Here is a 23980-nt window from a genome sequence, read left to right as displayed (position 1 = left end):
AAAGGGAGGATATACATGCAAATCAATAAAGTAATGGTCATTGGAGCAGGTCAAATGGGTTCAGGAATTGCACAAGTTTGTGCCATGAACGGCTATGATGTCATCCTTCATGACTTGAAAGAAGAATACGTAGAACGAGGGTTACAAAGGATTGGAAAACAGCTTCAACGTCAAGTTGATAAAGAACGGATATCAGAAGCAGATATGGATCGATTTTTACGACGAATACACTCCTCTGTTCAATTATCAAACGCCGAAAATGTAGATATCGTTATTGAAGCAGCATTGGAAAACATGGAAGTGAAGAAAAACGTATTTGCACAGCTTGATGATATCGCACCTGATCATACGATTCTTGCAACAAATACGTCTTCTTTACCGATCACTGAAATTGCTGCTGTCACAAAGCGTCCAGAAAAAGTCATCGGGATGCACTTTATGAACCCAGTACCTGTTATGAAACTAGTAGAATTGATTCGCGGCTTAGCGACTAGTGATGAAGTGTTTGATACGGTAAAAACAATGGCAGAAGAGTTGAAGAAAACTGCCGTGGAAGTAAATGACTTCCCTGGCTTTGTGTCAAACCGTATTCTTATGCCGATGATTAATGAAGCCATTTACACTGTTTATGAAGGGGTAGCTTCACCAGAAGACGTCGATGAAGTCATGAAGTTAGGGATGAACCATCCAATGGGGCCGTTGACGCTTGCTGACTTTATCGGCTTAGATACATGTTTATATATTATGGAAACGCTCCACGAAGGCTTTGGTGATGACAAATATCGCCCATGTCCTCTCCTAAGAAAATATGTAAAAGCAGGATGGCTAGGGAAGAAAGCTGGACGTGGGTTTTATAAGTACGAATAGATGCTAAGAGCGTGTGTAATGCATGTAAATCATAAAAGTATCGTCTAAGATGAGGTGACATCATTGGAATTAACCTTTACAGAAGAACAAGAAATGATGAGGAAAATGGTTCGTCAATTTGCAGAGGAGCAGGTAGCAAAAGCCGTTCCTCATATGGAAGAGACGGATGAATTTCCAAAAGATATTATAAAAGCAATGGGAGAGCTTGGTCTCATGGGAATCCCGATCCCGGAAAAGTATGGGGGATCTGAAATGGGCTTTACTTCCTATATCCTTGCCATTCATGAGCTTTCAAGAGTGAGTGCGACAGTTGGTGTTATTCTATCTGTCCATACCTCAGTTGCGACAAACCCAATTCTTTATTTTGGGACTGAAGAACAGAAACAGCGCTATATACCGAAGCTTGCAACTGGAGAAAATTTAGGGGCCTTTGCATTGACAGAGCCTGGATCAGGAAGTGATGCAGGAAGCTTGAAGACTACTGCAGAAAAAAAGGGCGATCATTACATTTTAAATGGATCGAAAGTATTTATTACAAATGGTGGAGAAGCCGACGTCTACATTGCCTTTGCGAAAACAGAACCTGAAAAGGGAAGTAAAGGTATTAGTGCCTTTATTATCGACAAAGATACACCTGGTTTTTCTGTCGGAGCTAAGGAAAAAAAGATGGGTCTTCACGGATCGAATACGACTCAACTATCGTTTGATGATGCGAAAGTGCCAGCTGAAAACCTCCTCGGAAAAGAAGGGGAAGGGTTTAAGATTGCCCTATACAATTTAAATGCCGGTCGAATTGGTATTGCTGCACAAGCATTAGGGATTGCTGAAGGAGCACTTGAGGCAGCAACAGCGTATGCAAAAGAAAGAAAACAATTTGGTAAACCAATTGGAGCTCAGCAAGGGCTAGGTTTTAAATTAGCGAATATGGCGACAAAGGTTGAATCGGCTCGATTACTTATTTATCAAGCAGCATCAATGAAAGAGGCAGGGATTTCGTGTAATAAAGAGGCATCCATGGCAAAACTCTTTGCTTCTCAAGCAGCTATGGATGTGACGACAGAAGCGATACAAGTATTCGGTGGTTACGGTTATACGAAAGAGTATCCTGTAGAGCGCTACTTTAGAGATGCGAAAGTAACACAAATATATGAAGGAACATCCGAAATACAAAAAATTGTGATTAGTAAAGAGCTTTTAAAGTAAGGTGCTGTTAAAGTTCAGTGTTGATAAGAAGTGTTATTTTACAATTGTTTCATTTGTGAGGAGCGAAGGTGGCGACTCCAGCGGGAAAAGCACGAGGTGAAGATCCACTTAGGAAAGAAATAATCATTTTCTTTCCTTAGTTAGCTGAAGCCGTGCCCGCGGAGAGCGTCCACCGAGAGTGGAGCTTAAAATCAACAACAAGCAACACTTCTTCGAACAGCTTCGAGCTGCCCCGACGCATTCACTACTGTGTGTTGCAAGTAGAGGAAGGGGCAACCAACTTTAACATAGCCCTAAAGTAATGACATGAAAGAGGGGACTTAGAAGATGAATTTTCAACTTACAGACGAGCAACAGATGATTCGTAAGATGGTTCGTGACTTTGCTGAAAATGAAGTTGCACCAACAGCAGCAGAAAGAGATGAAGAGGAACGGTTTGACCGTGAAATTTTTGATCAAATGGCAGAATTAGGGTTAACCGGGGTCCCGTGGCCAGAAGAATACGGCGGAATTGGAGCTGATTATTTAAGCTATGTCATTGCAGTCGAAGAATTATCACGTGTTTGTGCATCAACGGGAGTAACATTATCAGCTCATATTTCATTAGCCGGATGGCCGATTTATACGTTTGGATCAGAAGAGCAGAAACAAAAGTTTTTGCGTCCAATGGCTGAAGGAAAGAAAATGGGGGCATATGGCCTAACAGAATCTGGCTCTGGTAGTGATGCAGCAAATATGAGAACAATCGCTAAACGTGATGGCGATGATTACATTATTGACGGATCAAAGATCTTTATTACAAACGCAGGTGAAGCAGACATTTACGTTGTTTTTGCTTTGACAGACCCAGAGAAAAAGCATAAAGGTTGCTCCGCTTTTATTGTAGAAAAAGGAACACCAGGATTTTCAATGGGCAAAAAAGAAAGCAAACTCGGCATTCGTTCATCACCTACATTAGAAATCATCTTTGATAACTGCCGAGTTCCGAAAGAAAACATGCTCGGAGAAGAAGGAGAAGGCTTTAAAATTGCGATGATGACACTAGATGGTGGACGTAATGGGATTGCTGCTCAAGCGGTAGGGATCGCTCAAGGGGCGCTTGATGCATCTGTTAATTATGCAAAAGAACGAAAACAGTTTGGTAAAGCGATCGGAGCTCAGCAAGGAATTGGTTTTAAAATTGCTGAAATGGCGACAAAAATTGAAGCATCACGACTCCTTACGTATCAAGCGGCATGGAAAGAGAGCGAAGGCCTCCCATACGGAAAAGAGTCAGCAATGTCTAAACTATTTGCTGGTGACACGGCAATGGAAGTAACAACGGAAGCAGTTCAAGTATTCGGAGGGTACGGTTATACAAAAGAGTACCCAGTGGAACGTTATATGCGTGATGCAAAAATTACACAAATTTACGAAGGAACAAACGAAATTCAAAGGCTCGTAATATCAAAAATGTTATTAAAAGATTAATAGATGGGGGCGGGATATATGGATTTAGGAGGAAAAATTCGCAAAGGAGATCAACGTGCATTAGCAAAAGCAATATCGATTGTTGAAGATAGAAAGCATGGGTACCGATCTCTTTTGTCCCGCCTATACGATGAAAATAACAAAGGACAAATTATTGGTGTGACAGGATCACCTGGAGCTGGGAAGAGTTCACTTGTCAATATGCTTGTAAAAGAGTGGCGAAAACGAGGAAAAACTGTTGCGATAGCAGCTGTAGATCCGACAAGCCCATTTTCCGGTGGTGCATTACTTGGTGATCGTGTCCGAATGAAAGATCATGAAGAAGATGATGGTGTATTTATTCGAAGTTTAGGCACAAGAGGTAGCTTAGGGGGACTATCTGAAGCATGTCAGGATGTTGTGCGACTCATGAGTGCTTCAGGTTTTGATTTAGTGGTCGTTGAAACAGTTGGTGTAGGCCAGTCAGAGCTCGATATTATGAAAACAGCTGACTCTGTTGCACTCGTTTTATACCCTTCAGGTGGCGATGTCATTCAAGCATTTAAAGCAGGAATTATGGAAATTGCGGACTTATTTATTATTAATAAAGCAGATTTACCTGGCGTCGATCAACTAAAAGGAGAACTTGAAGACTTATTACACATTTCTGAGCGTTTCGGAAAGTGGTCACCACCTATCGTTGAAACCATTTCAACAGAAAATAAAGGAATGAACGAAGTTGTTGAGAAGCTTGATGAACATTTTCGATTCTTGGTTTCATCGAGTGAAAGAACTGAACGACGACTCAGTCAGAGAAAACAAGAAGTCACACGCCGTTTACAAGAACAATTTTTATTTGAAATTTCCCCTCTATTAGATCGATACTTCACCCATCAAGAGGTGTTAGAACAAGATCCTTATGAAACCTCCGAGAAAATTTTCCAATTATGGAAAAAGGGTGAAGGCACGAAGAGAGGAGAGGGCTAAGTATGAAAAAGAAACAAGTGCCATCGATGGTAAAAGATCAGCGGCTTGTTCATAAACGCAGGGAGCAGATCGTAAAGGCATCGGTAAAGCTTTTTAACGAAAAAGGTTATCACGGAACGACGACGCGAGAAGTCGCTCAAGCGTCTGGTTTTAGTATAGGTACGTTATATGAATATATCGGATCCAAAGAAGATATTCTTTATTTAGTTTGTGACGCAGTCTATGACGAGGTCATGGAAAAGTGGGAACAATTAATGGATGTAAATCTTGAAGGTATTGAGCGTTTGAAGCAAGTGATTGAATCTTACTTCAATGTCGTCGACGATTTACAAGATGAAGTACTAGTCTTATATCAAGAAACGAAATCGCTACCGAAAGAATCGTTAAATTATGTGTTACAAAAAGAAATAAATATGAAAGAAATGTTTGAAAAAGAAATTCGCGCTTGTATGGATAAAGGAATACTCCTTTTAAATGAAGAAGAGGTGACGCTTGCCTGTCACAACATTCTCGTTGCAGGACATATGTGGACGTTTAGAAGGTGGGCAGTTCAAAAGGAATATAACATTGAACAATATTGTAAATGGCAAATGAGCCAGCTATTTCATGGGTTTCAGTTGGAAGATGAAAAAAGTGCATCCTCTTTGCACACAACAGGTACGGAGGGAGAAGTATGATAAGATACGAACCGAAGAATCCAATCCGTTTTGTAACAGCATCAAGTTTATTTGATGGTCATGATGCGTCCATTAATATTATGAGAAGAATGCTTCAAGCCTCAGGAGCTGAAGTTATTCACCTTGGACATAACCGTTCGGTGGATGAAGTCGTTCAAGCAGCAATTCAAGAAGATGTCCAAGGCATTGCGATCTCATCATATCAAGGCGGACATGTAGAATATTTTAAATACTTATATGATTTGCTTCAAGAAAAAGGAGCAGGACATATTCAAATTTTTGGAGGCGGTGGTGGAGTCATTATTCCTGCCGAGATTCGTGAGCTCCATGACTATGGGATTACTCGAATTTTTTCTCCAGAAGATGGAAGAAAACACGGCCTTCAAGGAATGATTGATCAAATGTTAGAGACTTGTGACTTTGCCCTTGATGATGTCTCAAAAATTTCAGGCGAACAAATTGAAACGAGAGAAATGGGCTCTGTTGCACGAATGATCAGTGTTGCAGAAAAACGTGCATTTAAAGAAGAACTAAATGAACAAGCGCAAACCCTGTTTGAAGAAGAAATCCTTTCTAAAAATATGCCAGACACACCGATCCTTGGAATTACAGGAACGGGAGGAGCCGGGAAAAGTTCATTAACAGATGAGCTTGTAAGAAGGTTCTTAAATGCGTTTGATGATAAATCATTAGCGATCTTATCTGTTGACCCAACGAAGAAAAAAACAGGTGGTGCATTGCTTGGTGATAGAATTCGTATGAATGCTATTCACTCACCGCGTGTTTATATGCGTTCTTTAGCGACAAGAGACAGCCGTCAAGAGCTTTCGAAAGCAATCGAAGAGGCGATCCATGTCGTTAAAGCAGCGGGATACGACATGATCATTGTTGAGACAAGTGGAATTGGTCAAGGAGACGCAGCAATTACCGATGTAGCAGATGCCTCTATGTACGTCATGACGAGTGAATTCGGTGCACCATCACAGCTTGAAAAAATCGATATGATTGATTTTGCCGATATCATCTCAATAAACAAGTTTGACCGAAAAGGATCAGAAGATGCGCTTCGAGAAGTACGTAAGCAATATCAACGAAGCCATACGTTATTTGAAGAGCAACCAGAAAACATGCCAGTTTACGGTACGATTGCGAGTCAGTTTAATGATCCAGGTACAAACCGCTTATTTTATGAACTAATCACGATCATTAATGAAAAGTGCGAGAGCGACTGGCAAACAAACCTCGGAAAAACAGATGAATTATCAACAAAAAAAGTCATTATTCCATCTGAACAAATTCATTACTTGAGGGAAATCTCAGATACCGTTCGTTCTTATCATAAAAAAACAGAAGAAGAAATGAAAAAAGCGCGTCGGCTTTTCCAAATTGAAGGTACGCTTGAGGCGTTAAACGAGAAAAAACGTGATGATGACCGTCACGGGTTAATCGAGCTAAAAGAAGAATATAAGTCTGAACTAACTCAAGAAACAAAGGAAACGCTCGATACATGGGAAAATAAAAAGGAAATGTATAAACAAGATCAATTCGTTACAAAAATTCGGGACAAAGAAATCGTCACGGAATTAAAGACGAGAAGTCTTTCGGGTTTAGATATTCCGAAAGTTGCGTTACCAAAGTTTGAGGACTATGGTGAAATCGTCCGTTGGGTTCGAAAAGAAAATGTTCCAGGTGAGTTCCCTTATACTGCTGGTGTTTTTCCATTTAAGCGAAAAGGGGAAGACCCGAAACGTCAATTCGCTGGTGAAGGAAGCCCAGAAAGAACGAACCGACGCTTTCATTATTTATCAGAAGACGACGACGCAAAACGTTTAAGTACAGCGTTTGACTCGGTAACTTTATATGGTGAAGATCCAGGATATCGACCTGATATTTACGGTAAGGTCGGTGAAAGTGGTGTGAGCATTTGTACGCTAGATGATATGAAGAAACTTTACGATGGCTTCGATCTATGTGCACCATCAACGTCTGTTTCAATGACAATTAATGGACCGGCGCCAATCATTTTAGCAATGTTTATGAACACGGCGGTTGACCAGCAAATTGAAGCATACACGAAGCAAAATGGTAGAGAACCGAATGAAGCCGAAAAAGAAGAAATTAAAGATCGAACGTTGTCTACGGTTCGAGGAACCGTTCAAGCAGACATTTTAAAAGAAGATCAAGGTCAAAACACGTGTATTTTTAGTACGGAGTTTGCCCTTCGAATGATGGGCGATATTCAACAATATTTTATTGATCATAAAGTGCGAAACTATTATTCTGTATCGATTTCTGGCTATCATATTGCAGAAGCGGGAGCAAACCCGATTAGTCAGCTAGCATTTACGTTAGCAAATGGCTTTACGTATGTGGAATACTATTTGAGCCGTGGTATGCACATTGATGACTTTGCACCAAACTTATCGTTCTTCTTCAGTAACGGGCTTGACCCAGAATATACGGTAATTGGGCGAGTTGCTCGACGCATTTGGGCAATTGCGATGAAGCATAAGTATGGTGGAAACGAGCGAAGCCAAAAGCTTAAATACCATATCCAAACGTCAGGGCGGTCATTGCACGCACAGGAAGTTGATTTTAATGACATTCGTACAACATTACAAGCGTTAATGGCAATCTATGATAACTGTAACTCACTTCATACGAACGCCTATGACGAAGCGGTCACTACACCGACGGAAGAAAGTGTCCGTCGAGCGATGGCAATCCAACTCATTATCACAAAAGAAATGGGACTTGCGAAAAATGAAAATCCACAGCAAGGTTCATTCATCGTTGAAGAGTTAACAGATCTTGTTGAAGAGGCTGTCCTTATGGAGTTAGAGCGCATGAACGACCGCGGTGGAGTGTTAGGGGCAATGGAAACACAATATCAGCGTGGAAAAATTCAAGAAGAATCTCTATTATACGAAACGAAAAAGCATAACGGAGATCTACCGATCATTGGAGTTAACACCTACTTGAACCCTAACACTCCAAAAGAAGATGACTTTGATATGGAACTAGCTCGTGCAACGAAAGAAGAGAAAGAAGGTCAAATACAGCATTTACGCAATTTCCAAGAATCACATGCTAGCGAATCAGAAAAAGCATTAGCTCGTTTAAAAGAAGTTGCCTTAAGCGGGGGGAACTTATTTGAAGAGTTAATGGAAGCAGTGAAAGTTGCAAGTCTTGGCCAAATTACCGACGCCCTTTACGAAGTCGGGGGTCAATATAGAAGAAATTTATAAGTAGACGTATTGGAGCCTCTCGTAGGCTCCTTTTTTATGAAAAATTACGGAAGTCGCAAGTAAAAGAGAAAAATCGCAAACAAATCCACCATAAATACCGACTGGTTTAAAACGAGAACGTTGCTATTTATTATTCCTCCTTTAACAGAAAACCTCCGCCTTTTACGATGTTTAAACCGAAAAATTAATGCCCACGCTAAAAAAGGATACGACTTGAACACGACACTGTACCTACATTATATATTTCAGCTTGCAAGAAAGACTTAGGTAAAAGACATTGTTAATTTTCAGCGGCAAATTTTAAAACACATCATTTAGAAGCGAGTACTTTTAATTAATTGATCTTTTATTATCCTTCATTGTTTGATAAATATAAATTTAGGGATTTAAAATGGTGAAGAGCGAAAGGCGCCGACTGTCTCTTTCTCTACAAGCAACGCTTCGAAGTTTATCCGTCGAGACAAATCGATGTGTTTTCGTAGAGGTTATCGCTCTTGCATGGCGGGAACAGCGACGAACAAAGCTTCGTGAAACAACTGTGAGTTGCGCCGACGCATCAAGCTACGAAGCAAAGATAGTAGAGGAAGAAGCAACAAACACAACTTCTTCGAATAACTCTGAGCTGCTTCGACGCACGCAACAACAAAGCAAAACTTGTAGAGGAAGAAGCAGGTTAGCCGAAAATCACCCAAAACAAACATGGTGAGTTTTGGGAAGTTGAGGCCGTGCCCGCGGCAAAGAAGACACCGTGAAAGCGAACGTAGTGAAGCTAGAATGGATGTCGCACTTGTGCCTAGAGGTGCAAGCGTGCGCCGTAAGCGATTCATCAAACAACACAAAAAGACATTCTTCCCTCTAATAGCTACGAGTTTCCCAAACTTATGAACTTCATTGTGTGTTCTTGAAAAGGATAAAGGCAATTAGCAGAGAATAATTAAAAAACTTCTTCAAAACATTGGATTAGACTGGCATAATAATAATAGATGTGTTTATAATGAAAGGTATGAATTTATCGTCGCTACTTGCGATTACTTAGCATAGCAATTATGATTAGCAGCATAGAAGACTGAACATAACTTACGTTTTTCTATTATGAATTACGATAGAATTTTCTTTGAAAGGAAGTGCCGGATGTGAGCATCAAACAGTACAGTGAGGCTCAGTTAAAGGAGTTGGCAATGATTGAAATTGCCTATGAACTGTTAAAGGAGAATAAGACCTCTTATAACTATCATGCACTATTAAAGCTAGTAGCAGAAGCAAAAGGGTTGTCAGAAAAACAAGTGAAAGAGCGTATTGCACACCTCTATACTGAGATGTCAATGGACGGTCGCTTCGTAAATATTGGCGACAATAATTGGGCTCTTCGCTCATGGTATCCTTTTGATCAAACAGAAGAAGAGCTTTCTCAAACGAACAGAGCACGTAAGAAAAAACGTGATGAAGATGAGGAAGCAGGAATCTTTGAAGATGAAGAAGATTTCGATGAATTTGAAGATCTTGAAGATGAACTTGATGAACTAGCAAGTGAAGAGGACTCTGATCTCGACGAAGATGATGACGAGATGGATGATGATGTGGAAGAGGATATAGATGGGGATGAAGAGGACGACCTCTAATATTTCTTTTCGTATATTTAAACTCTCATCTTGACTTTTTCGTCACTTATCGCTAAAATTCTTTTTGGGCTTTACTTATAGTAAATGCAAATAATCGATTGAAACCATAAAAACAAAAGTGCCCCCTCCTTATAAAGAGGTGGGTACTTTTGTTTTTTTTTATTTAGACATACATGAAATGTTGTCACTAGTATCAGTATACAAGGGAAGGCTAGTTGCTATTATTTCTTGATTTTCCCCCTAATACTACGAGAAAAAGCGAGGGACTATGAACATGACGACCAAGTATATTTTTGTTACAGGCGGTGTTGTTTCATCATTAGGAAAAGGGATTACAGCGGCATCTTTAGGGCGCCTGTTAAAAAACCGAGGACTAAAGGTAACGATTCAAAAGTTTGATCCATATATTAACGTTGACCCAGGGACGATGAGTCCTTATCAGCATGGAGAAGTGTTTGTAACTGATGACGGAGCAGAAACAGACCTAGACCTTGGACACTACGAGCGCTTTATTGATATTAACTTAGGTAAATATAGTAACGTTACAACAGGAAAAGTGTATTCTACTGTATTGAAAAAAGAACGTCGTGGTGATTATTTAGGTGGAACGGTTCAAGTCATTCCACACATTACAAATGAACTGAAAGATCGTGTTTACCGTGCAGCAAAAGAGGGGCACCCAGATGTTGTTATAACAGAGATTGGTGGAACAGTTGGGGACATCGAAAGTCTTCCGTTCTTAGAGGCGATCCGTCAAATTAAAAGTGATGTTGGAGCGCAGAATGTGATGTACATTCACTGTACATTAATTCCTTACCTTGGCGCAGCTGGAGAAATGAAATCGAAGCCGACACAACATAGTGTGAAGGAGCTCCGAAGCTTAGGCATCCAGCCGAATGTTATTGTTGTTCGTACAGAGCGTCCTGTGCCAGAAGATATGAAAGACAAAATTGCCCTATTTTGTGATATTGAAAAAGAAGCAGTTATCGAAGCTCGTGATGCTGAAACCTTATATGAAGTACCGATTGAACTACAAAAGCAAAAGCTTGATGAATATGTTTGTAACCATTTGAACTTAAAGTGTAATGAAGCTGACATGAGCGAATGGTTAGGACTCATTGATAAAGTAAAAAATCTTTCTACAAAAACGAAAATTGCCTTAGTCGGAAAATATGTTGCTCTTCAAGATGCATACTTATCTGTTGCTGAGGCACTAAAGCATGCAGGCTATGCTTTTGATTCAGATATTGAGATTGAGTGGATTAATTCAGAAGAAGTCACAAGAGATAACGTGAAAGAAAAGCTTTCAAATGTTGATGGTATTCTTGTTCCAGGTGGATTTGGTGATCGAGGAATTGAAGGAAAAATCTTAGCGATTGAACATGCTCGTGTTAATAAAATTCCTTTCTTAGGGATTTGTTTAGGTATGCAGCTAGCGTCTGTCGAATTTGCAAGAAACGTTTTAGGTTTTGAAGGAGCAAACTCTGCAGAGTTAAACCCAGAAACAAAGTATCCTGTCATTGATTTATTACCTGAACAAAAAGATGTCGAAGATTACGGCGGGACATTAAGACTAGGGCTTTACCCATGTAAACTAATAGATGGAACAGCAGCTTATGAAGCGTACTCTGAGCAAGTCGTCTATGAGCGTCACCGTCATCGCTATGAGTTTAATAATGAGTATCGTGAACAAATGGAAGAAGCAGGTTTTATCTTCTCTGGAACAAGTCCAGATGGACGATTAGTTGAAATTGTTGAAGTGAAAGATCATCCGTATTTTGTCGCTTCACAGTTCCACCCTGAATTCGTCTCTAGACCAACGCGTCCACAACCGCTTTTCCGTGAATTTATTCGTGCTAGTTTAGGGAAATAATTAAAAAGAAAGAAGAGGCCGAACGACAGCCTCTTCTTTTATTTTTAATTAAATTTTGATTATTACCTCGAAGCAATTTGCGTCTAGTAAACTTTGTGTCGTCGCCTTCGAATCTTCAAACTCAATGGGAATCAACACTTTCCTTTAACAGAGAATCTCATTCAAATGAGACTTAATGGAAAAAACTCTATTCATGTTTGGAAGTACACGCCACTTCGCTTTCCGCGGGCACGGCCTCAACTTCCCAAAACTCATTCTGTTCGTTTTGGGTGATTTTCGGCTCGTGCTGTTCCCGCAGGAGTCTCGTAGCGTACTTCCAAACTCAACATAATAGTAAAATATGGACCCATTTTCATTCACCATGTTGCAAAGGCATGGCAGACAATTTTTAATTGTTATCTGAGCAACACAATCTAAGCACCGAGCTGTTGCTGTTTCTCTTGTTTTCGCTTCTCTTTAAATTTCTTCGTTTCAGCTACAACCACTCCCGATAATAAGAGGAGGGCCACTAAGTTCGGAAAGGCCATTAAACCGTTCATGACATCCGCGAAGCCCCAAACGATATCTAAAGAAACAACGGAACCAACAAATAATGCAGCAACGAACGCGATTCGGTAATACATGGAGACTTTATCGCCAAATAAGTATGTGAAACACTTCTCACCAAAGTAAGACCACCCAACGATCGTGGAGAATACGAAGAATAATAACGCAATCGCTACGACGTATCCGCCTATACCAGGTAAATAGTTTTCAAATGCCATTGATGTTAATTGTGCAGCACTATCTGCCTCAACGAGGTACATTTGCCCCATAACGAGCGCAAGCCCTGTAATTGTACAAACAAGGATCGTATCAATAAATACTTGTGTCATTGATACTAATGCTTGACGAGCAGGTATATCCGTTTTTGCAGCAGCTGCAGCGATACCACCGGTACCAAGACCAGCTTCGTTGGAGAAGATTCCTCGTGCAACCCCTTGTTGGATTACTGCACCAATTGCTCCCCCTGCAACTGCCTGACCATTGAATGCATCCGTAAAGATATAAACAAATGCATCAGGTACATAAGAGACATTTAAAATAATGATACTTAAACCTGCAAGAAGATAAAAAACGATCATAATTGGTACGATAAAGCCGACAACTTTTCCAATACTTTTAATTCCACCAATAATAACAAGACCAACTAAAATTGTAAGTATAAGTCCTGTGACCCAAGTTGGAATTCCAAAGTTTAAGTTTGCAACACCTGCGGCCTCATGTGATTGCACCATGTTTCCGATCCCAAAAGCAGCAATGGCAGCAAAGAACGCAAATAAGACAGCGAGCCATTTCATGCCGAGTCCTTTTTCAATATAGTGCATCGGCCCACCGGACATCTCACCTTTAGAGTTTTCAGTTCGATACTTAACACCAAGTATGGCTTCACTATATTTTGTTGCCATTCCGACAAATGCCGTTAGCCACATCCAAAACACTGCACCAGGACCACCAACTGCAACTGCAGAGGCAACCCCGGCAATATTACCAGTACCGACTGTAGCCGCTAAAGCAGTCATTAAAGCTTGGAAGTGAGAAATATCCCCTTTTGATTTTTCATCCTTCTTAGAAAAAACAAGTTTTAAAGAATACGGTAGTTGTTGGAATGAGAAGAACATTAAACGAAATGTTAAATAAAGACCTGTACCAACAAGTAAAATGATCAGTGGTAAACCCCAGACAAACCCACTGACGGTGCCAATAAACTCTTCAACAGCTTCCATAAAACCAACTCCTTTTTATATAAAGTGTTAATTATGAATATACTGAAAATTCTATCTCGAAATTGGGTGTTCGTCTATATTTTTTTACAATTATATTCAGGAAAAGTAGAAACATTAATAAAAATGGTCAAGTTCATTTGATTTAACATTACGTTAACTTGAGGAGGGGAAGTAGACCCAAATTCACCTCACAAAGATTAGTAAGGTGAGCTATTGGGTCATATCATTACATATCATATTCCTCTAAATATTCTTGAAGAGTGAAGTATAAAGCGTAATAAATATGAAGAGCAATTAGTAAATGTGGTGTTCCTATACGATTACCGTCATCGGTTGGCACTAACCCTTGGCTTAATCCTGTAGAAAAATGAAAATTACAAAGCGTTATCCATTCTTGTTCTTGATCACTTTGCGAACTATGGGAGCTAACCCCAATTACTTCACAACCTGCTTTTTTTCCTTTTTCAACAATTGTTTTCGTACCGGTGCTTGCAGGGTCAGTCGAAAAAACAAGCAATGTATCTAAATGGGTAAAGGCTGTATTCGTATTAGCTACCTTTATAGTCGGGAGCGGATCGACACCGCTTACTGCTTGTGATACGATTCCTTCTAGTTCTGACTCCCCATAAATCCAAAGATCACCATCACTAATGATACTTTGGGCAATGATTCTTGCAGCATCTTCAAATTGTTCTTCATATTCATCCGTTCTGTTAATGAAATTTTGTAATTGTGTACGAAAAATTTTCATGACGAACTTCCTCTCTTTATGTAATTCAACTGTTTATAGTGTAGCAATGAATGGTACGAGTTATAAAGGAAAGATAATAAATCAGCGAGAAATTGTCAGTGATATTTATTAGATTCAATTTCATAATTACGTTTTTTGCGTAGTGAAACATTGTAAGGTATCGCACAGGAAAATGATTAAAAGTCCACTTTGGAAAGGAATGAGTTTCCTTTCCAAAGTTAGCTGAAGCCGTGCCCGCTGCAAAGAAGACACCATGAAAATGAAGTGTATTTCAACTGCAATCAAAATAAAATGCAAATTATTAGGGTTTTAAACAAAACAAATTTTTAAACTGTCATCAATTTGAAAGAGATGATTATAAAATGGTCACGTTTGACGAATTTTAACAAAAAACCTGAAAGTTTTCCTCTTTTCCTGTACATTAAGGGGAGGAAAACAGAAAGTGTTGGCGAATTATATCTTACACAAGGGGAGTATGTATGTGGCAAACAAATGAGGAGGATCAGAGATCATGGCTAAAAAGATATTAATTGTAGATGATCAATTCGGGATTAGAGTGTTATTAACAGAAGTATTTGAAAAAGATGGATATACAACATTACAAGCATCTAATGGAAAACAAGCATTAAAAATTGTGGAAGAAGATGAACCTGATATTATCTTATTAGATATGAAAATCCCAGGAATGGACGGTTTAGAAATATTAAGAGAAATAAAAAAATCAGGGGCAAAGTCGGATGTCATTATGATGACAGCATACGGTGAGTTAGAAATGATTAATGAAGCGATGGAATTAGGAGCATTAACACATTTTTCGAAACCATTTGATATTGATGAAGTGAAGGAGAAAGTACGTAACTATTTGACGGTTTAGTGAAGCTTTTGCAAGTAAACACGTAATATATCAAAGATTTCTTTGCATATATTCGTGAAAAACCAATTTCGTATGCTATAATACAAGTGTGAGTCAACTTGCGAAATGGTTTCATTTTGCTGTGACCAATTTGGTTATGGCTTTTTTCACGTAAACGTCCGTTTCATACAAATGGTAAGGATATTTTTACATAAAGTACAAATACTATCATTATTGTTTGTATGTATAGTTACCATGAATAGTTGATGCATAATGTTCGTGAATTTCAAAGGAGGATTTTAAGAATGCCTTTAGTATCAATGAAAGAAATGCTAGAAACTGCAAAAGCTGAGGGGTATGCGGTAGGACAATTCAACCTTAACAACCTTGAGTTTACTCAAGCAATTCTACAAGCTGCAGAAGAGGAAAAGTCTCCAGTAATTCTAGGAGTGTCTGAAGGGGCTGCACGTTACATAGGTGGTTTCCACACAGTTGTAACAATTGTAGAAGCCCTAATGGCTGAATATGAAACAACGGTTCCTGTAGCAATCCACTTAGACCACGGTTCAAGCTTTGAAAAGTGTGTAGAAGCAATGTATGCAGGATTCACATCTGTTATGATCGATGGTTCTCATCACCCATTAGAAGAAAACATTGCACTTACAAAGAAAGTTGTTGATGTGGCTCATACATTAGGAATTTCTGTAGAAGCTGAATTAGGCCGTATCGGTGGACAAGAAGATGACTTAATCGTAGATGATGCAGAAGCAGCATATGCGATTCCATCTGAGTGTGACCAGCTTGTACGTGAAACAAATGTGGACTGCTTTGCGCCTGCATTAGGTTCTGTACACGGTCCATATAAAGGTGAACCAAACCTTGGCTTTGACCGTATGGAAGAAGTATCTCAATTAACGGGTGTACCTCTAGTTCTTCACGGTGGTACAGGCATCCCAACAAAAGATATCCAAAAAGCAATTTCTCTTGGAACAGCGAAAATTAACGTAAATACAGAAAACCAAATTTCTTCTGTAAAACGTGTGCGTGAAGTTCTTGCTGAAAACGAAGAAATGTACGACCCACGTAAATACTTAGGGCCAGCACGTGATGCGATTAAAGAAACAGTTATCGGTAAAATGCGTGAATTTGGTTCTTCAAATAAAGCGTAATAGCACACTTAACAATATAAAAGCAAAGGAAGTTGGATTTGTCTCATAATTTATGAGGCTCTTCCAACTTTCATTTTTACCCACTTTCGTCTAAATCTTTCGATAATCGAAAGCGTTAACAAAAGGCAGAGTGAGGGTTTGCAGGTACTTTAATCACGTATATAGCATAACATATCAAAAAAAAGAGGTGTTATGATGAAATTTTTCATTGATACAGCAAACTTAGACGAAATTAAAGAAGCTCATGAACTAGGGATTCTATCAGGGGTTACGACAAACCCTTCTTTAGTAGCCAAAGAAGGCGTTGATTTCCATCAACGGTTAAAAGAAATTACCGATGTAGTTACTTCAGGCTCTGTAAGTGCAGAAGTGATTGCAACTGATGCAGAAGGAATGATCAAAGAAGGGAAAGAATTAGCAGCGATTGCTCCTAATATTACGGTAAAGGTCCCGATGACTTTAGATGGGTTAAAAGCTGTTCGGACGTTCAGCGAACTCAACATTAAAACAAATGTTACGTTAGTATTCTCTGTAAACCAAGCTCTCCTTGCAGCAAGGGCTGGAGCAACGTATGTATCGCCATTTCTAGGTCGTTTAGATGATATTGGACATGATGGACTGGAATTAATTTCGAAAATTGCCGAGACATTTGATATGCATAGTATTGGTACAGAAATTATCGCCGCATCTGTCCGTCATCCACAGCATGTCACAGAATCGGCCCTTCGTGGCGCTCATATTTCAACGGTTCCAATAAAGGTTATTCACCAACTAGTGAAGCACCCGTTAACAGATCAAGGGATCGAAAAGTTTTTAGCAGACTGGGAAAGTGCCCAAAAATAATACGACCGAATTGTTGAAATAAGATTTAGCTTATTCAATCGATATGGCCGCTATTTTGCAAAAAAATGCTCGACAGACGAAACACGATAAACCATTTATTATCATGTAATCATACATAAGCCTGATTCTTTTATAAGATTTGGGGGAGTGTTCAACTTAAAAGTTTAAAAGAGGCTGTCTCAATATGAAGTGACTAGTACCTCCAGTAAACCTAACAGTGATGTGCGAGATCATCTTGGCGATGGAGTGTAGTCACTGATGAGGCAGTCTTTCGGTTTCATCGTCGTCTTTTTTATTATAGGAAATGGATAAGGGTCTCAACTTACAAGTCTAAAGGTTGCCTACCAATTGACAAGTGATTGAGATGATTTCTGAATGCCATTCCCCTTATACTTGATACCAAAAATTTATAATCTTAAAAAGTGTAAAATAAATAGGGAACGGATATGATGGTATTAAAGGTATCCATTATCAATACAATGTAAATATAATCTTGATTCGTATGTTTAAGATTTATAGAAGGGAAGATGGTTATGGAAAAACTATTGATTGAGGGCGGTCATTATTTAGAAGGGACCGTACAAGTCAGTGGCGCAAAAAACAGTGCAGTCGCATTGATTCCTGCAGCGATTTTAGCAGACTCAACTGTGACTATTGATAATCTTCCAACCATTTCTGATGTAGGGATATTAGCAGAATTATTAGAAGAAATTGGCGGAAGGACAGAACATGACGGTGATACGCTGACGGTTCACCCTGAAGATATGTTTGCTATGCCACTTCCGAATGGGCGTGTGAAAAAACTACGAGCATCTTATTATATGATGGGTGCTATGCTAGGGAAGTTTAAAAAAGCAGTGATCGGTTTACCAGGAGGATGTAATCTTGGACCAAGGCCGATCGATCAACATATAAAAGGTTTCGAAGCGCTTGGTGCAAAGGTCACAAATGAACAAGGTGCCATTTATTTACAGGCAGACGAGCTGATTGGTGCACGTATTTATCTTGATGTAGTAAGTGTTGGTGCAACGATTAACATCATGCTTGCAGCGGTTCGAGCCAAAGGAAGAACGATCATTGAAAATGCAGCGAAAGAGCCAGAAATTATAGATGTGGCTACACTTTTATCTAGTATGGGTGCAAATATTAAAGGGGCAGGAACAAATGTCATTCGTATTGACGGCGTGGACAAATTAGACGGGTGCCGTCATTCGATCATCCCAGACCGTATTGAAGCCGGGACGTATATGATTTTAGCTGCTGCAATGGGAAAATCCGTTTTAGTCGACAATGTCATCCCTGACCATGTGGAATCATTAATTGCTAAGCTTAGGGAAATGGGTGTGATGATTGAAGTCGGCGATGACCAAGTTTTTATCCGAACACAACAAAACCTAAATGCAGTTGACGTGAAAACCCTCGTTTATCCAGGCTTTCCTACCGATCTTCAACAGCCATTCACCTCCTTATTAACGAGTGCTGAAGGTTCAAGTATGGTGACAGATACAATTTATAATGCTCGTTTCAAACATATAGATGAACTTCGTAGAATGGGAGCGAATATAAAGGTTGAAGGTAGATCTGCGTTAATTAACGGTGGAAATAGATTGCAAGGTGCTAAAGTACGAGCGAGTGATTTGCGCGCTGGTGCCGCACTTGTTGTTGCTGGATTAATGGCAAATGGAATTACAGAAATTACAGGGGTAGACCATATTGATCGTGGCTACGCTAACTTAGAAGAGAAGTTAAATGGACTCGGTGCAAAAACTTGGCGTGAAAAGTTGACAGAAGCAGAAGCAGAAGAAGTGGAGAACTCATAGATAGATTATTGAAAGAAATAGACCAAAACGAAGACTGAAAGTGGAAAAGATGTCTCGTAAAAAATTAACTGTGAGGGGAAACAATATGGAACGTAGTTTATCGATGGAATTAGTTCGAGTAACAGAAGCTGCTGCATTAGCTTCAGCAAGGTGGATGGGAAGAGGTAATAAAGAAGCAGCAGACCAAGCAGCGACAGAAGCAATGCGTGATGTGTTTGATACTGTGCCAATGAAAGGGACAGTTGTCATTGGAGAAGGGGAAATGGATGAAGCTCCGATGCTTTACATAGGAGAAAAACTAGGTAACGGTTACGGACCTCGTGTCGACGTAGCTGTTGATCCATTAGAAGGAACAAACATTGTAGCAAATGGAGATTGGAATGCTCTTGCTGTTATTGCAATTGCAGATAATGGCGACTTACTTCACGCTCCTGATATGTATATGGAAAAAATTGCAGTAGGACCTGATGCTGTTGGGAAAATTGATATTAACGCCCCGGTTGCAGAAAATTTAAAAGCAGTAGCAAAAGCCAAAAATAAAGATATCGATGACATTGTTGTTGCGATATTAAAGAGAAAAAGACATGAAAAGATGATCGAAGAAATTCGTGAGACAGGCGCAAGAATTAAACTCATTCAAGATGGCGATGTTGCAGCTGCGATTAACACGGCTTTCGATGATACGGGTGTAGATATTCTATTAGGTTCAGGTGGGGCACCAGAAGGGGTCCTTGCAGCTGTTGCTCTGAAATGCTTAGGTGGAGAAATTCAAGGAAAGCTACTTCCACAAAATGAAGAAGAAGCAGCTCGTTGTGAAAAAATGGGGATCGGAGACATCACCAGAGTGTTAAAAATGGAAGACCTTGTAGGTGGCGATGATGCTATTTTTGCAGCAACTGGTGTCACTGATGGAGAGTTGTTAAAAGGTGTTCGGTATAAAGGAACAGCTGGTACAACACAATCAGTCGTTATGAGAGCAAAATCTGGTACAGTTCGTTTTATTGACGGAAAACATATGTTAAATAAAAAACCTGATTTAGTTATTAGATAAAGCATAATTTTAACGTTCTTTAAGACGTTAGGAAAGACTCCGGACCGAGGAGGTGATGCCTCCTCGAGCCATTGTTCTATATCGAGGAATCACCAATAAATAAGGTGATGAAATTTCGAAAACACCTTGATTATTAATGTGATTTATGCTTTTATTGAGTTATGCGAAATGCAAGTAAGATGTAAGTGGATGATTCATTTATATAGTGAATACTCAAGCAATTTACCTCAAGTTACTTCTTATGACTTCAAAAATCTCTTCATGATGATCAACGGATATATCATATTAACCTTAATGAATTGAATGACGTTTCCAGTAGATTGTTTACTAGTGACTATAACTTAATTAAAATTTGAGAAGAAATATACATATTCTGAATGTTCAGTACACGCGGAACTTTTGAAGTCCAATGAATGACAAATTATTTTAGTAAAGGTGTGAACATATATGAGTGCGACATTAAACGAAATGGAGCATATGAAGCTAAAGGAATTGTACGAGCTAGCACGAGAGTACAAAGTATCCTATTATAGCCAGCTCACAAAGAAAGAATTGATCTTTGCAATTTTACAAAAGCAAGCAGAAAAAGAAGACTTAATGTTTATGGAAGGAATCCTTGAAGTTGTTCCTTCGGAAGGATTCGGTTTTTTACGTTCAAATACGTATAAACCAAGTTCACAAGATATTTATATTTCAGCCTCACAAATCCGTAGGTTTGAATTACGTAATGGTGACCGTGTTTCAGGTAAGGTGCGTCGCCCAAAAGAAAATGAACGATATTATGGGTTACTTCAAGTTGCAGCGGTAAATGGAGAAGACCCAGATGCTGCGAGAGAACGTCCACATTTTCCACAATTAACTCCGCTCTATCCAGAAAAGAAAATGACGTTAGAATATAAGCCGAACATGATTTCTTCACGTGTCATTGATATGATTTCACCAGTCGGTTTTGGACAGCGTGGGTTAATTGTTGCTCCGCCAAAGGCCGGTAAGACGTTATTATTAAAAGAAGTAGCAAACAGTATTGCAGAAAATCATCCTGACTTAGAATTAATGGTCCTACTCATAGATGAGCGCCCAGAGGAAGTAACGGACATGGAACGCTCTGTAAAAGGAGAAGTCGTTAGTTCTACATTCGACGAGGTCCCAGAAAATCATATTAAAGTAGCTGAACTTGTCTTAGACCGTGCAATGCGCCTTGTGGAAGCGAAAAAAGACGTTGTCATCCTTATGGATAGTATTACTCGTCTAGCAAGAGCATACAACTTAGTCGTCCCACCAAGTGGTCGCACGTTATCTGGTGGTATAGATCCTGCAAGTTTCCATCGTCCGAAACGATTCTTCGGTGCGGCAAGAAACATTGAAGAAGGCGGAAGTTTAACGATTTTAGCTACAGCATTAGTGGATACGGGTTCTCGTATGGACGACGTCATTTACGAAGAATTTAAAGGGACAGGAAATATGGAGCTTCACCTTGATCGTAAACTTGCTGAGCGTCGTATTTATCCTGCGATTGACTTACGTCGTTCTAGCACACGTCGTGAAGATTTATTATTACCGAAATCACAAATTGAAAACTTATGGGCAATGAGAAAAACAATGAATGACCAGCCTGAATTTTTAGAGCGTTTCCTTAAGAAAGTAAAAGTTACGAAGACAAATGATGAATTCTTCGATTCGTTTGAAAAGGAAAAGAACGGTAAACTGCGTGTGAAAAATTAATTTGGTGTGTAAGGTAATTCTTAGCAAAGAGAAACATTATGGCTTAAGTAGTTGCAAATTGCCATGACACTTGATATAATTTCGACATGTGTGAATTGATGTTTACGCATCGACATTTAACTCTGTTTCGAAAGATTCAGGGCGGAAGGAGATGAAAAGAATGAAACAAGGAATTCATCCTGATTACAAAAAGGTAGTATTCAAGGATACAAGTACAGGTTTCATGTTCTTAAGCGGTTCTACAAGAACTTCTAACGAAACAGTTGAGTGGGAAGACGGTAACACGTACCCGTTAATCGCTGTTGAGGTAAGTTCTGACTCACACCCATTCTATACAGGTCGTCAAAAGTTTGCCGATGCTGGTGGACGTGTGGATCGCTTCAGAAAGAAATACAACATCAAGTAAGAAGCCGGATAAGCAAAGCAGGCAAGAATTTTTCTTGCCTGTTTTTTTACTTAAAAGAGTCTTTTTACAAAAGCATAAAGAGTGTAAAAACGAAGGCTTCCCCCCCTACACACGATCTGCTGACTTCGACGTTGACCACAATACATGCGATCGAACTTAGCATAAAGATCCTTAGGAGAACTAGGCGATAAGCCAAGTTTTGTTAAACTCAAAGAAGATAAATAGAGATATCCAATACTTCGCCCTAACTTCCAAAATATTACATAAATATGATAAGATCGTATTGATGTCATGTTTAGGTGGAAAAGTATTGTTTTTAATATTGCAATCAAACTATAATAAAAGATAGTTAAAATAGATGGAACACTAACGATAATATACATACGTTATGAACGTTTGTTAACAATATGTAAGAGGGAGAGACGTTACATGCATTTAACAAGGAGAGAAGGCTGGTTAGAAGTTGTATGCGGAAGCATGTTCTCCGGAAAATCCGAAGAACTTATTCGCCGAGTGCGTAGAGCAAGTTTTGGGCGCCAAAAAGTACAAGTGTTTAAGCCGAAACTGGACAACCGTTATAGTGAAAAAGAAGTTGTTTCTCATAATGGAACGAAAGTATATGCTCTACCGATCGAAGAGGCCTCTCAAATCTGGGATTTGCTTGAAAAGGATACACACGTTGTAGCGATCGATGAAGTTCAATTTTTTAACGAAGACGTATTACATGTCGTCCAAGATTTAGCTGACAACGGAATTCGTGTTATTGTTGCTGGGTTAGACCAGGACTTTCGTGGAGAGCCTTTTGGTCAAGTTCCACATTTAATGTCTTTAGCCGAATCAGTATCAAAGCTTCAAGCGATTTGCCTATCATGTGGCTCACCAGCAAGTCGTACACAACGATTAATCGATGGTAGACCGGCTTCTTACGATGACCCAATCATTTTAGTTGGGGCTTCTGAGTCATATGAACCACGTTGCCGTCATTGTCACGAAGTACCTGGAAAGCTAAAAGGGAAAGAAGAAGTAAAAGCAAAGCACTCATATACATCATTAATATAATTTTGTTGCCAGGGATATTCCCTGGTTTTTTTGTTCTACCCTGAAAATAAGCAAAATAAGTTCCATTTGATGCTTCTATCCACTCGTTATCACTTCAAGGCACAAGTAGGACATCGGTTCATGCTTGACTCCGTTCGGATTCACGGTGTCTTCTTTGCTCGGGCACGGCATGGGCCTCCCGAAAAATCATTACTTTCGTTTTGGGTGTTTTTTGCCTCGTTGTTCCTGCGATTACTCGTCGCAGCTCGAAGTCGTTCTAAGAAGTCATGCTCGTTCCTGTCTCTTCCTCATATAGCAATGCTTTGATGCTATATCCGTCGAGATAGCTCAAAGCCTACTTGTGAAGGGGATGCTTGTCGCTGGAATCTTGCAACATGCTTCCAAATTCACCTTAAATATAGAAACAAAACAATTTTCATGCGCCATGGTGCGAAAGTAACTTCACAAGGATGTCTGTTATCGTTCATTGTTGATTTTTTGAAAATCACGAGACTCCTTCGGACGCAGCACGAACTGAAAACCACCTAAAATTAGCAGAGGGAGACCCCTGAAAAACATTTGATAAAAGGATATCCGTCAAAAATCCGAAGACTCCAGCGGGAAAAGCAATAGGCGAA

General features: G+C 39.5%; 18 protein-coding genes. 16 read left to right on the top strand and 2 right to left on the bottom strand.

Going from position 1 to position 23980, the window contains the following annotated elements:
- Nucleotides 1-15 precede the first annotated feature (15 nt).
- The 8 genes from LGQ02_RS20140 (at nucleotide 16) to LGQ02_RS20105 (ending at nucleotide 11923) form a co-directional block, all read left to right on the top strand.
- The gene (locus LGQ02_RS20140; protein ID WP_226516061.1) at nucleotides 16-867 is read left to right on the top strand and encodes a 3-hydroxybutyryl-CoA dehydrogenase; all 852 of its coding nucleotides are present in this window, start codon (nucleotides 16-18) and stop codon (nucleotides 865-867) included.
- 63 nt (nucleotides 868-930) lie between these two features.
- The gene (locus LGQ02_RS20135) at nucleotides 931-2070 is read left to right on the top strand and encodes an acyl-CoA dehydrogenase (RefSeq protein WP_226516060.1); all 1140 of its coding nucleotides are present in this window, start codon (nucleotides 931-933) and stop codon (nucleotides 2068-2070) included.
- A 327-nt stretch (nucleotides 2071-2397) separates the two neighbouring features.
- Nucleotides 2398-3540: an acyl-CoA dehydrogenase gene (locus tag LGQ02_RS20130; protein WP_226516059.1), complete on the top strand. Its 1143-nt coding sequence runs from the start codon at nucleotides 2398-2400 to the stop codon at nucleotides 3538-3540.
- An 18-nt stretch (nucleotides 3541-3558) separates the two neighbouring features.
- Entirely contained in the window at nucleotides 3559-4506 is a 948-nt protein-coding gene (gene meaB, locus LGQ02_RS20125; protein WP_226516058.1) for a methylmalonyl Co-A mutase-associated GTPase MeaB, read from the top strand.
- 2 nt (nucleotides 4507-4508) lie between these two features.
- Nucleotides 4509-5183, top strand: a complete 675-nt coding sequence (locus LGQ02_RS20120) for a TetR/AcrR family transcriptional regulator (RefSeq protein ID WP_226516057.1) — start codon at nucleotides 4509-4511, stop codon at nucleotides 5181-5183.
- Nucleotides 5180-8431, top strand: a complete 3252-nt coding sequence (gene icmF, locus LGQ02_RS20115; protein ID WP_226516056.1) for a fused isobutyryl-CoA mutase/GTPase IcmF — start codon at nucleotides 5180-5182, stop codon at nucleotides 8429-8431. Before LGQ02_RS20120 ends, icmF begins: the two co-directional genes overlap by 4 nt.
- Nucleotides 8432-9564: 1133 nt before the next feature.
- Nucleotides 9565-10050 (top strand): DNA-directed RNA polymerase subunit delta, encoded by a 486-nt coding sequence (rpoE, locus tag LGQ02_RS20110; protein WP_226516055.1) that lies wholly within the window; start codon nucleotides 9565-9567, stop codon nucleotides 10048-10050.
- A gap of 274 nt (nucleotides 10051-10324) precedes the next feature.
- A complete protein-coding gene (locus LGQ02_RS20105; RefSeq protein ID WP_226516054.1) occupies nucleotides 10325-11923 on the top strand; it encodes a CTP synthase in 1599 nt (532 codons plus the stop codon).
- Between the two features lie 413 nt (nucleotides 11924-12336).
- On the opposite strand, the gene LGQ02_RS20100 is transcribed toward LGQ02_RS20105, so the two are convergent.
- Nucleotides 12337-13689: an alanine/glycine:cation symporter family protein gene (locus LGQ02_RS20100; protein WP_226516053.1), complete on the bottom strand. Its 1353-nt coding sequence runs from the start codon at nucleotides 13687-13689 to the stop codon at nucleotides 12337-12339.
- Nucleotides 13690-13915: 226 nt separating this feature from the next.
- Nucleotides 13916-14440, bottom strand: a complete 525-nt coding sequence (locus tag LGQ02_RS20095) for a DUF2529 family protein (protein WP_226516052.1) — start codon at nucleotides 14438-14440, stop codon at nucleotides 13916-13918.
- 511 nt (nucleotides 14441-14951) lie between these two features.
- Here LGQ02_RS20095 and LGQ02_RS20090 point away from each other — a divergent pair.
- The 8 genes from LGQ02_RS20090 to LGQ02_RS20055 all read left to right on the top strand — a co-directional run bounded on the left by LGQ02_RS20090 (nucleotide 14952) and on the right by LGQ02_RS20055 (nucleotide 23363).
- Nucleotides 14952-15314: a response regulator gene (locus tag LGQ02_RS20090; protein WP_226516051.1), complete on the top strand. Its 363-nt coding sequence runs from the start codon at nucleotides 14952-14954 to the stop codon at nucleotides 15312-15314.
- A gap of 284 nt (nucleotides 15315-15598) precedes the next feature.
- Nucleotides 15599-16462 (top strand): class II fructose-1,6-bisphosphate aldolase, encoded by an 864-nt coding sequence (gene fba / locus LGQ02_RS20085; RefSeq protein WP_226516050.1) that lies wholly within the window; start codon nucleotides 15599-15601, stop codon nucleotides 16460-16462.
- A 195-nt stretch (nucleotides 16463-16657) separates the two neighbouring features.
- A complete protein-coding gene (gene fsa, locus LGQ02_RS20080; protein ID WP_226518391.1) occupies nucleotides 16658-17305 on the top strand; it encodes a fructose-6-phosphate aldolase in 648 nt (215 codons plus the stop codon).
- Between the two features lie 533 nt (nucleotides 17306-17838).
- Nucleotides 17839-19125: a UDP-N-acetylglucosamine 1-carboxyvinyltransferase gene (locus LGQ02_RS20075; protein ID WP_226516049.1), complete on the top strand. Its 1287-nt coding sequence runs from the start codon at nucleotides 17839-17841 to the stop codon at nucleotides 19123-19125.
- Between the two features lie 85 nt (nucleotides 19126-19210).
- Nucleotides 19211-20176: a class II fructose-bisphosphatase gene (gene glpX, locus LGQ02_RS20070; protein WP_226516048.1), complete on the top strand. Its 966-nt coding sequence runs from the start codon at nucleotides 19211-19213 to the stop codon at nucleotides 20174-20176.
- Nucleotides 20177-20623: 447 nt separating this feature from the next.
- On the top strand, nucleotides 20624-21898 hold the full coding sequence (gene rho, locus LGQ02_RS20065) for a transcription termination factor Rho (RefSeq protein ID WP_226516047.1): 1275 nt from the start codon (nucleotides 20624-20626) through the stop codon (nucleotides 21896-21898).
- A 160-nt stretch (nucleotides 21899-22058) separates the two neighbouring features.
- Entirely contained in the window at nucleotides 22059-22304 is a 246-nt protein-coding gene (locus tag LGQ02_RS20060) for a type B 50S ribosomal protein L31 (protein WP_226516046.1), read from the top strand.
- A gap of 429 nt (nucleotides 22305-22733) precedes the next feature.
- A complete protein-coding gene (locus LGQ02_RS20055; RefSeq protein WP_226516045.1) occupies nucleotides 22734-23363 on the top strand; it encodes a thymidine kinase in 630 nt (209 codons plus the stop codon).
- Nucleotides 23364-23980: the final 617 nt, after the last annotated feature.

Source organism: Bacillus shivajii (assembly GCF_020519665.1).
Classification (GTDB): Bacteria; Bacillota; Bacilli; order Bacillales; family Salisediminibacteriaceae; genus Bacillus_CA; species Bacillus_CA shivajii.
Note: the sequence above shows the minus strand (reverse complement) of the source record. Positions and strands in the feature narration are given on the sequence as shown.

Excerpts from the sequence above, each read along its gene's own strand:
- LGQ02_RS20140 (WP_226516061.1), top strand. The coding sequence starts at position 16 with ATGCAAATCAATAAAGTAATGGTCATTGGAGCAGGTCAAATGGGTTCA.
- LGQ02_RS20130 (WP_226516059.1), top strand. The coding sequence starts at position 2,398 with ATGAATTTTCAACTTACAGACGAGCAACAGATGATTCGTAAGATGGTT.
- meaB (WP_226516058.1), top strand. The coding sequence starts at position 3,559 with ATGGATTTAGGAGGAAAAATTCGCAAAGGAGATCAACGTGCATTAGCA.
- LGQ02_RS20120 (WP_226516057.1), top strand. The coding sequence starts at position 4,509 with ATGAAAAAGAAACAAGTGCCATCGATGGTAAAAGATCAGCGGCTTGTT.
- icmF (WP_226516056.1), top strand. The coding sequence starts at position 5,180 with ATGATAAGATACGAACCGAAGAATCCAATCCGTTTTGTAACAGCATCA.
- LGQ02_RS20105 (WP_226516054.1), top strand. The coding sequence starts at position 10,325 with ATGACGACCAAGTATATTTTTGTTACAGGCGGTGTTGTTTCATCATTA.
- LGQ02_RS20100 (WP_226516053.1), bottom strand. The coding sequence starts at position 13,689 with ATGGAAGCTGTTGAAGAGTTTATTGGCACCGTCAGTGGGTTTGTCTGG.
- LGQ02_RS20095 (WP_226516052.1), bottom strand. The coding sequence starts at position 14,440 with ATGAAAATTTTTCGTACACAATTACAAAATTTCATTAACAGAACGGAT.
- LGQ02_RS20090 (WP_226516051.1), top strand. The coding sequence starts at position 14,952 with ATGGCTAAAAAGATATTAATTGTAGATGATCAATTCGGGATTAGAGTG.
- fba (WP_226516050.1), top strand. The coding sequence starts at position 15,599 with ATGCCTTTAGTATCAATGAAAGAAATGCTAGAAACTGCAAAAGCTGAG.
- fsa (WP_226518391.1), top strand. The coding sequence starts at position 16,658 with ATGAAATTTTTCATTGATACAGCAAACTTAGACGAAATTAAAGAAGCT.
- LGQ02_RS20075 (WP_226516049.1), top strand. The coding sequence starts at position 17,839 with ATGGAAAAACTATTGATTGAGGGCGGTCATTATTTAGAAGGGACCGTA.
- glpX (WP_226516048.1), top strand. The coding sequence starts at position 19,211 with ATGGAACGTAGTTTATCGATGGAATTAGTTCGAGTAACAGAAGCTGCT.
- rho (WP_226516047.1), top strand. The coding sequence starts at position 20,624 with ATGAGTGCGACATTAAACGAAATGGAGCATATGAAGCTAAAGGAATTG.
- LGQ02_RS20060 (WP_226516046.1), top strand. The coding sequence starts at position 22,059 with ATGAAACAAGGAATTCATCCTGATTACAAAAAGGTAGTATTCAAGGAT.
- LGQ02_RS20055 (WP_226516045.1), top strand. The coding sequence starts at position 22,734 with ATGCATTTAACAAGGAGAGAAGGCTGGTTAGAAGTTGTATGCGGAAGC.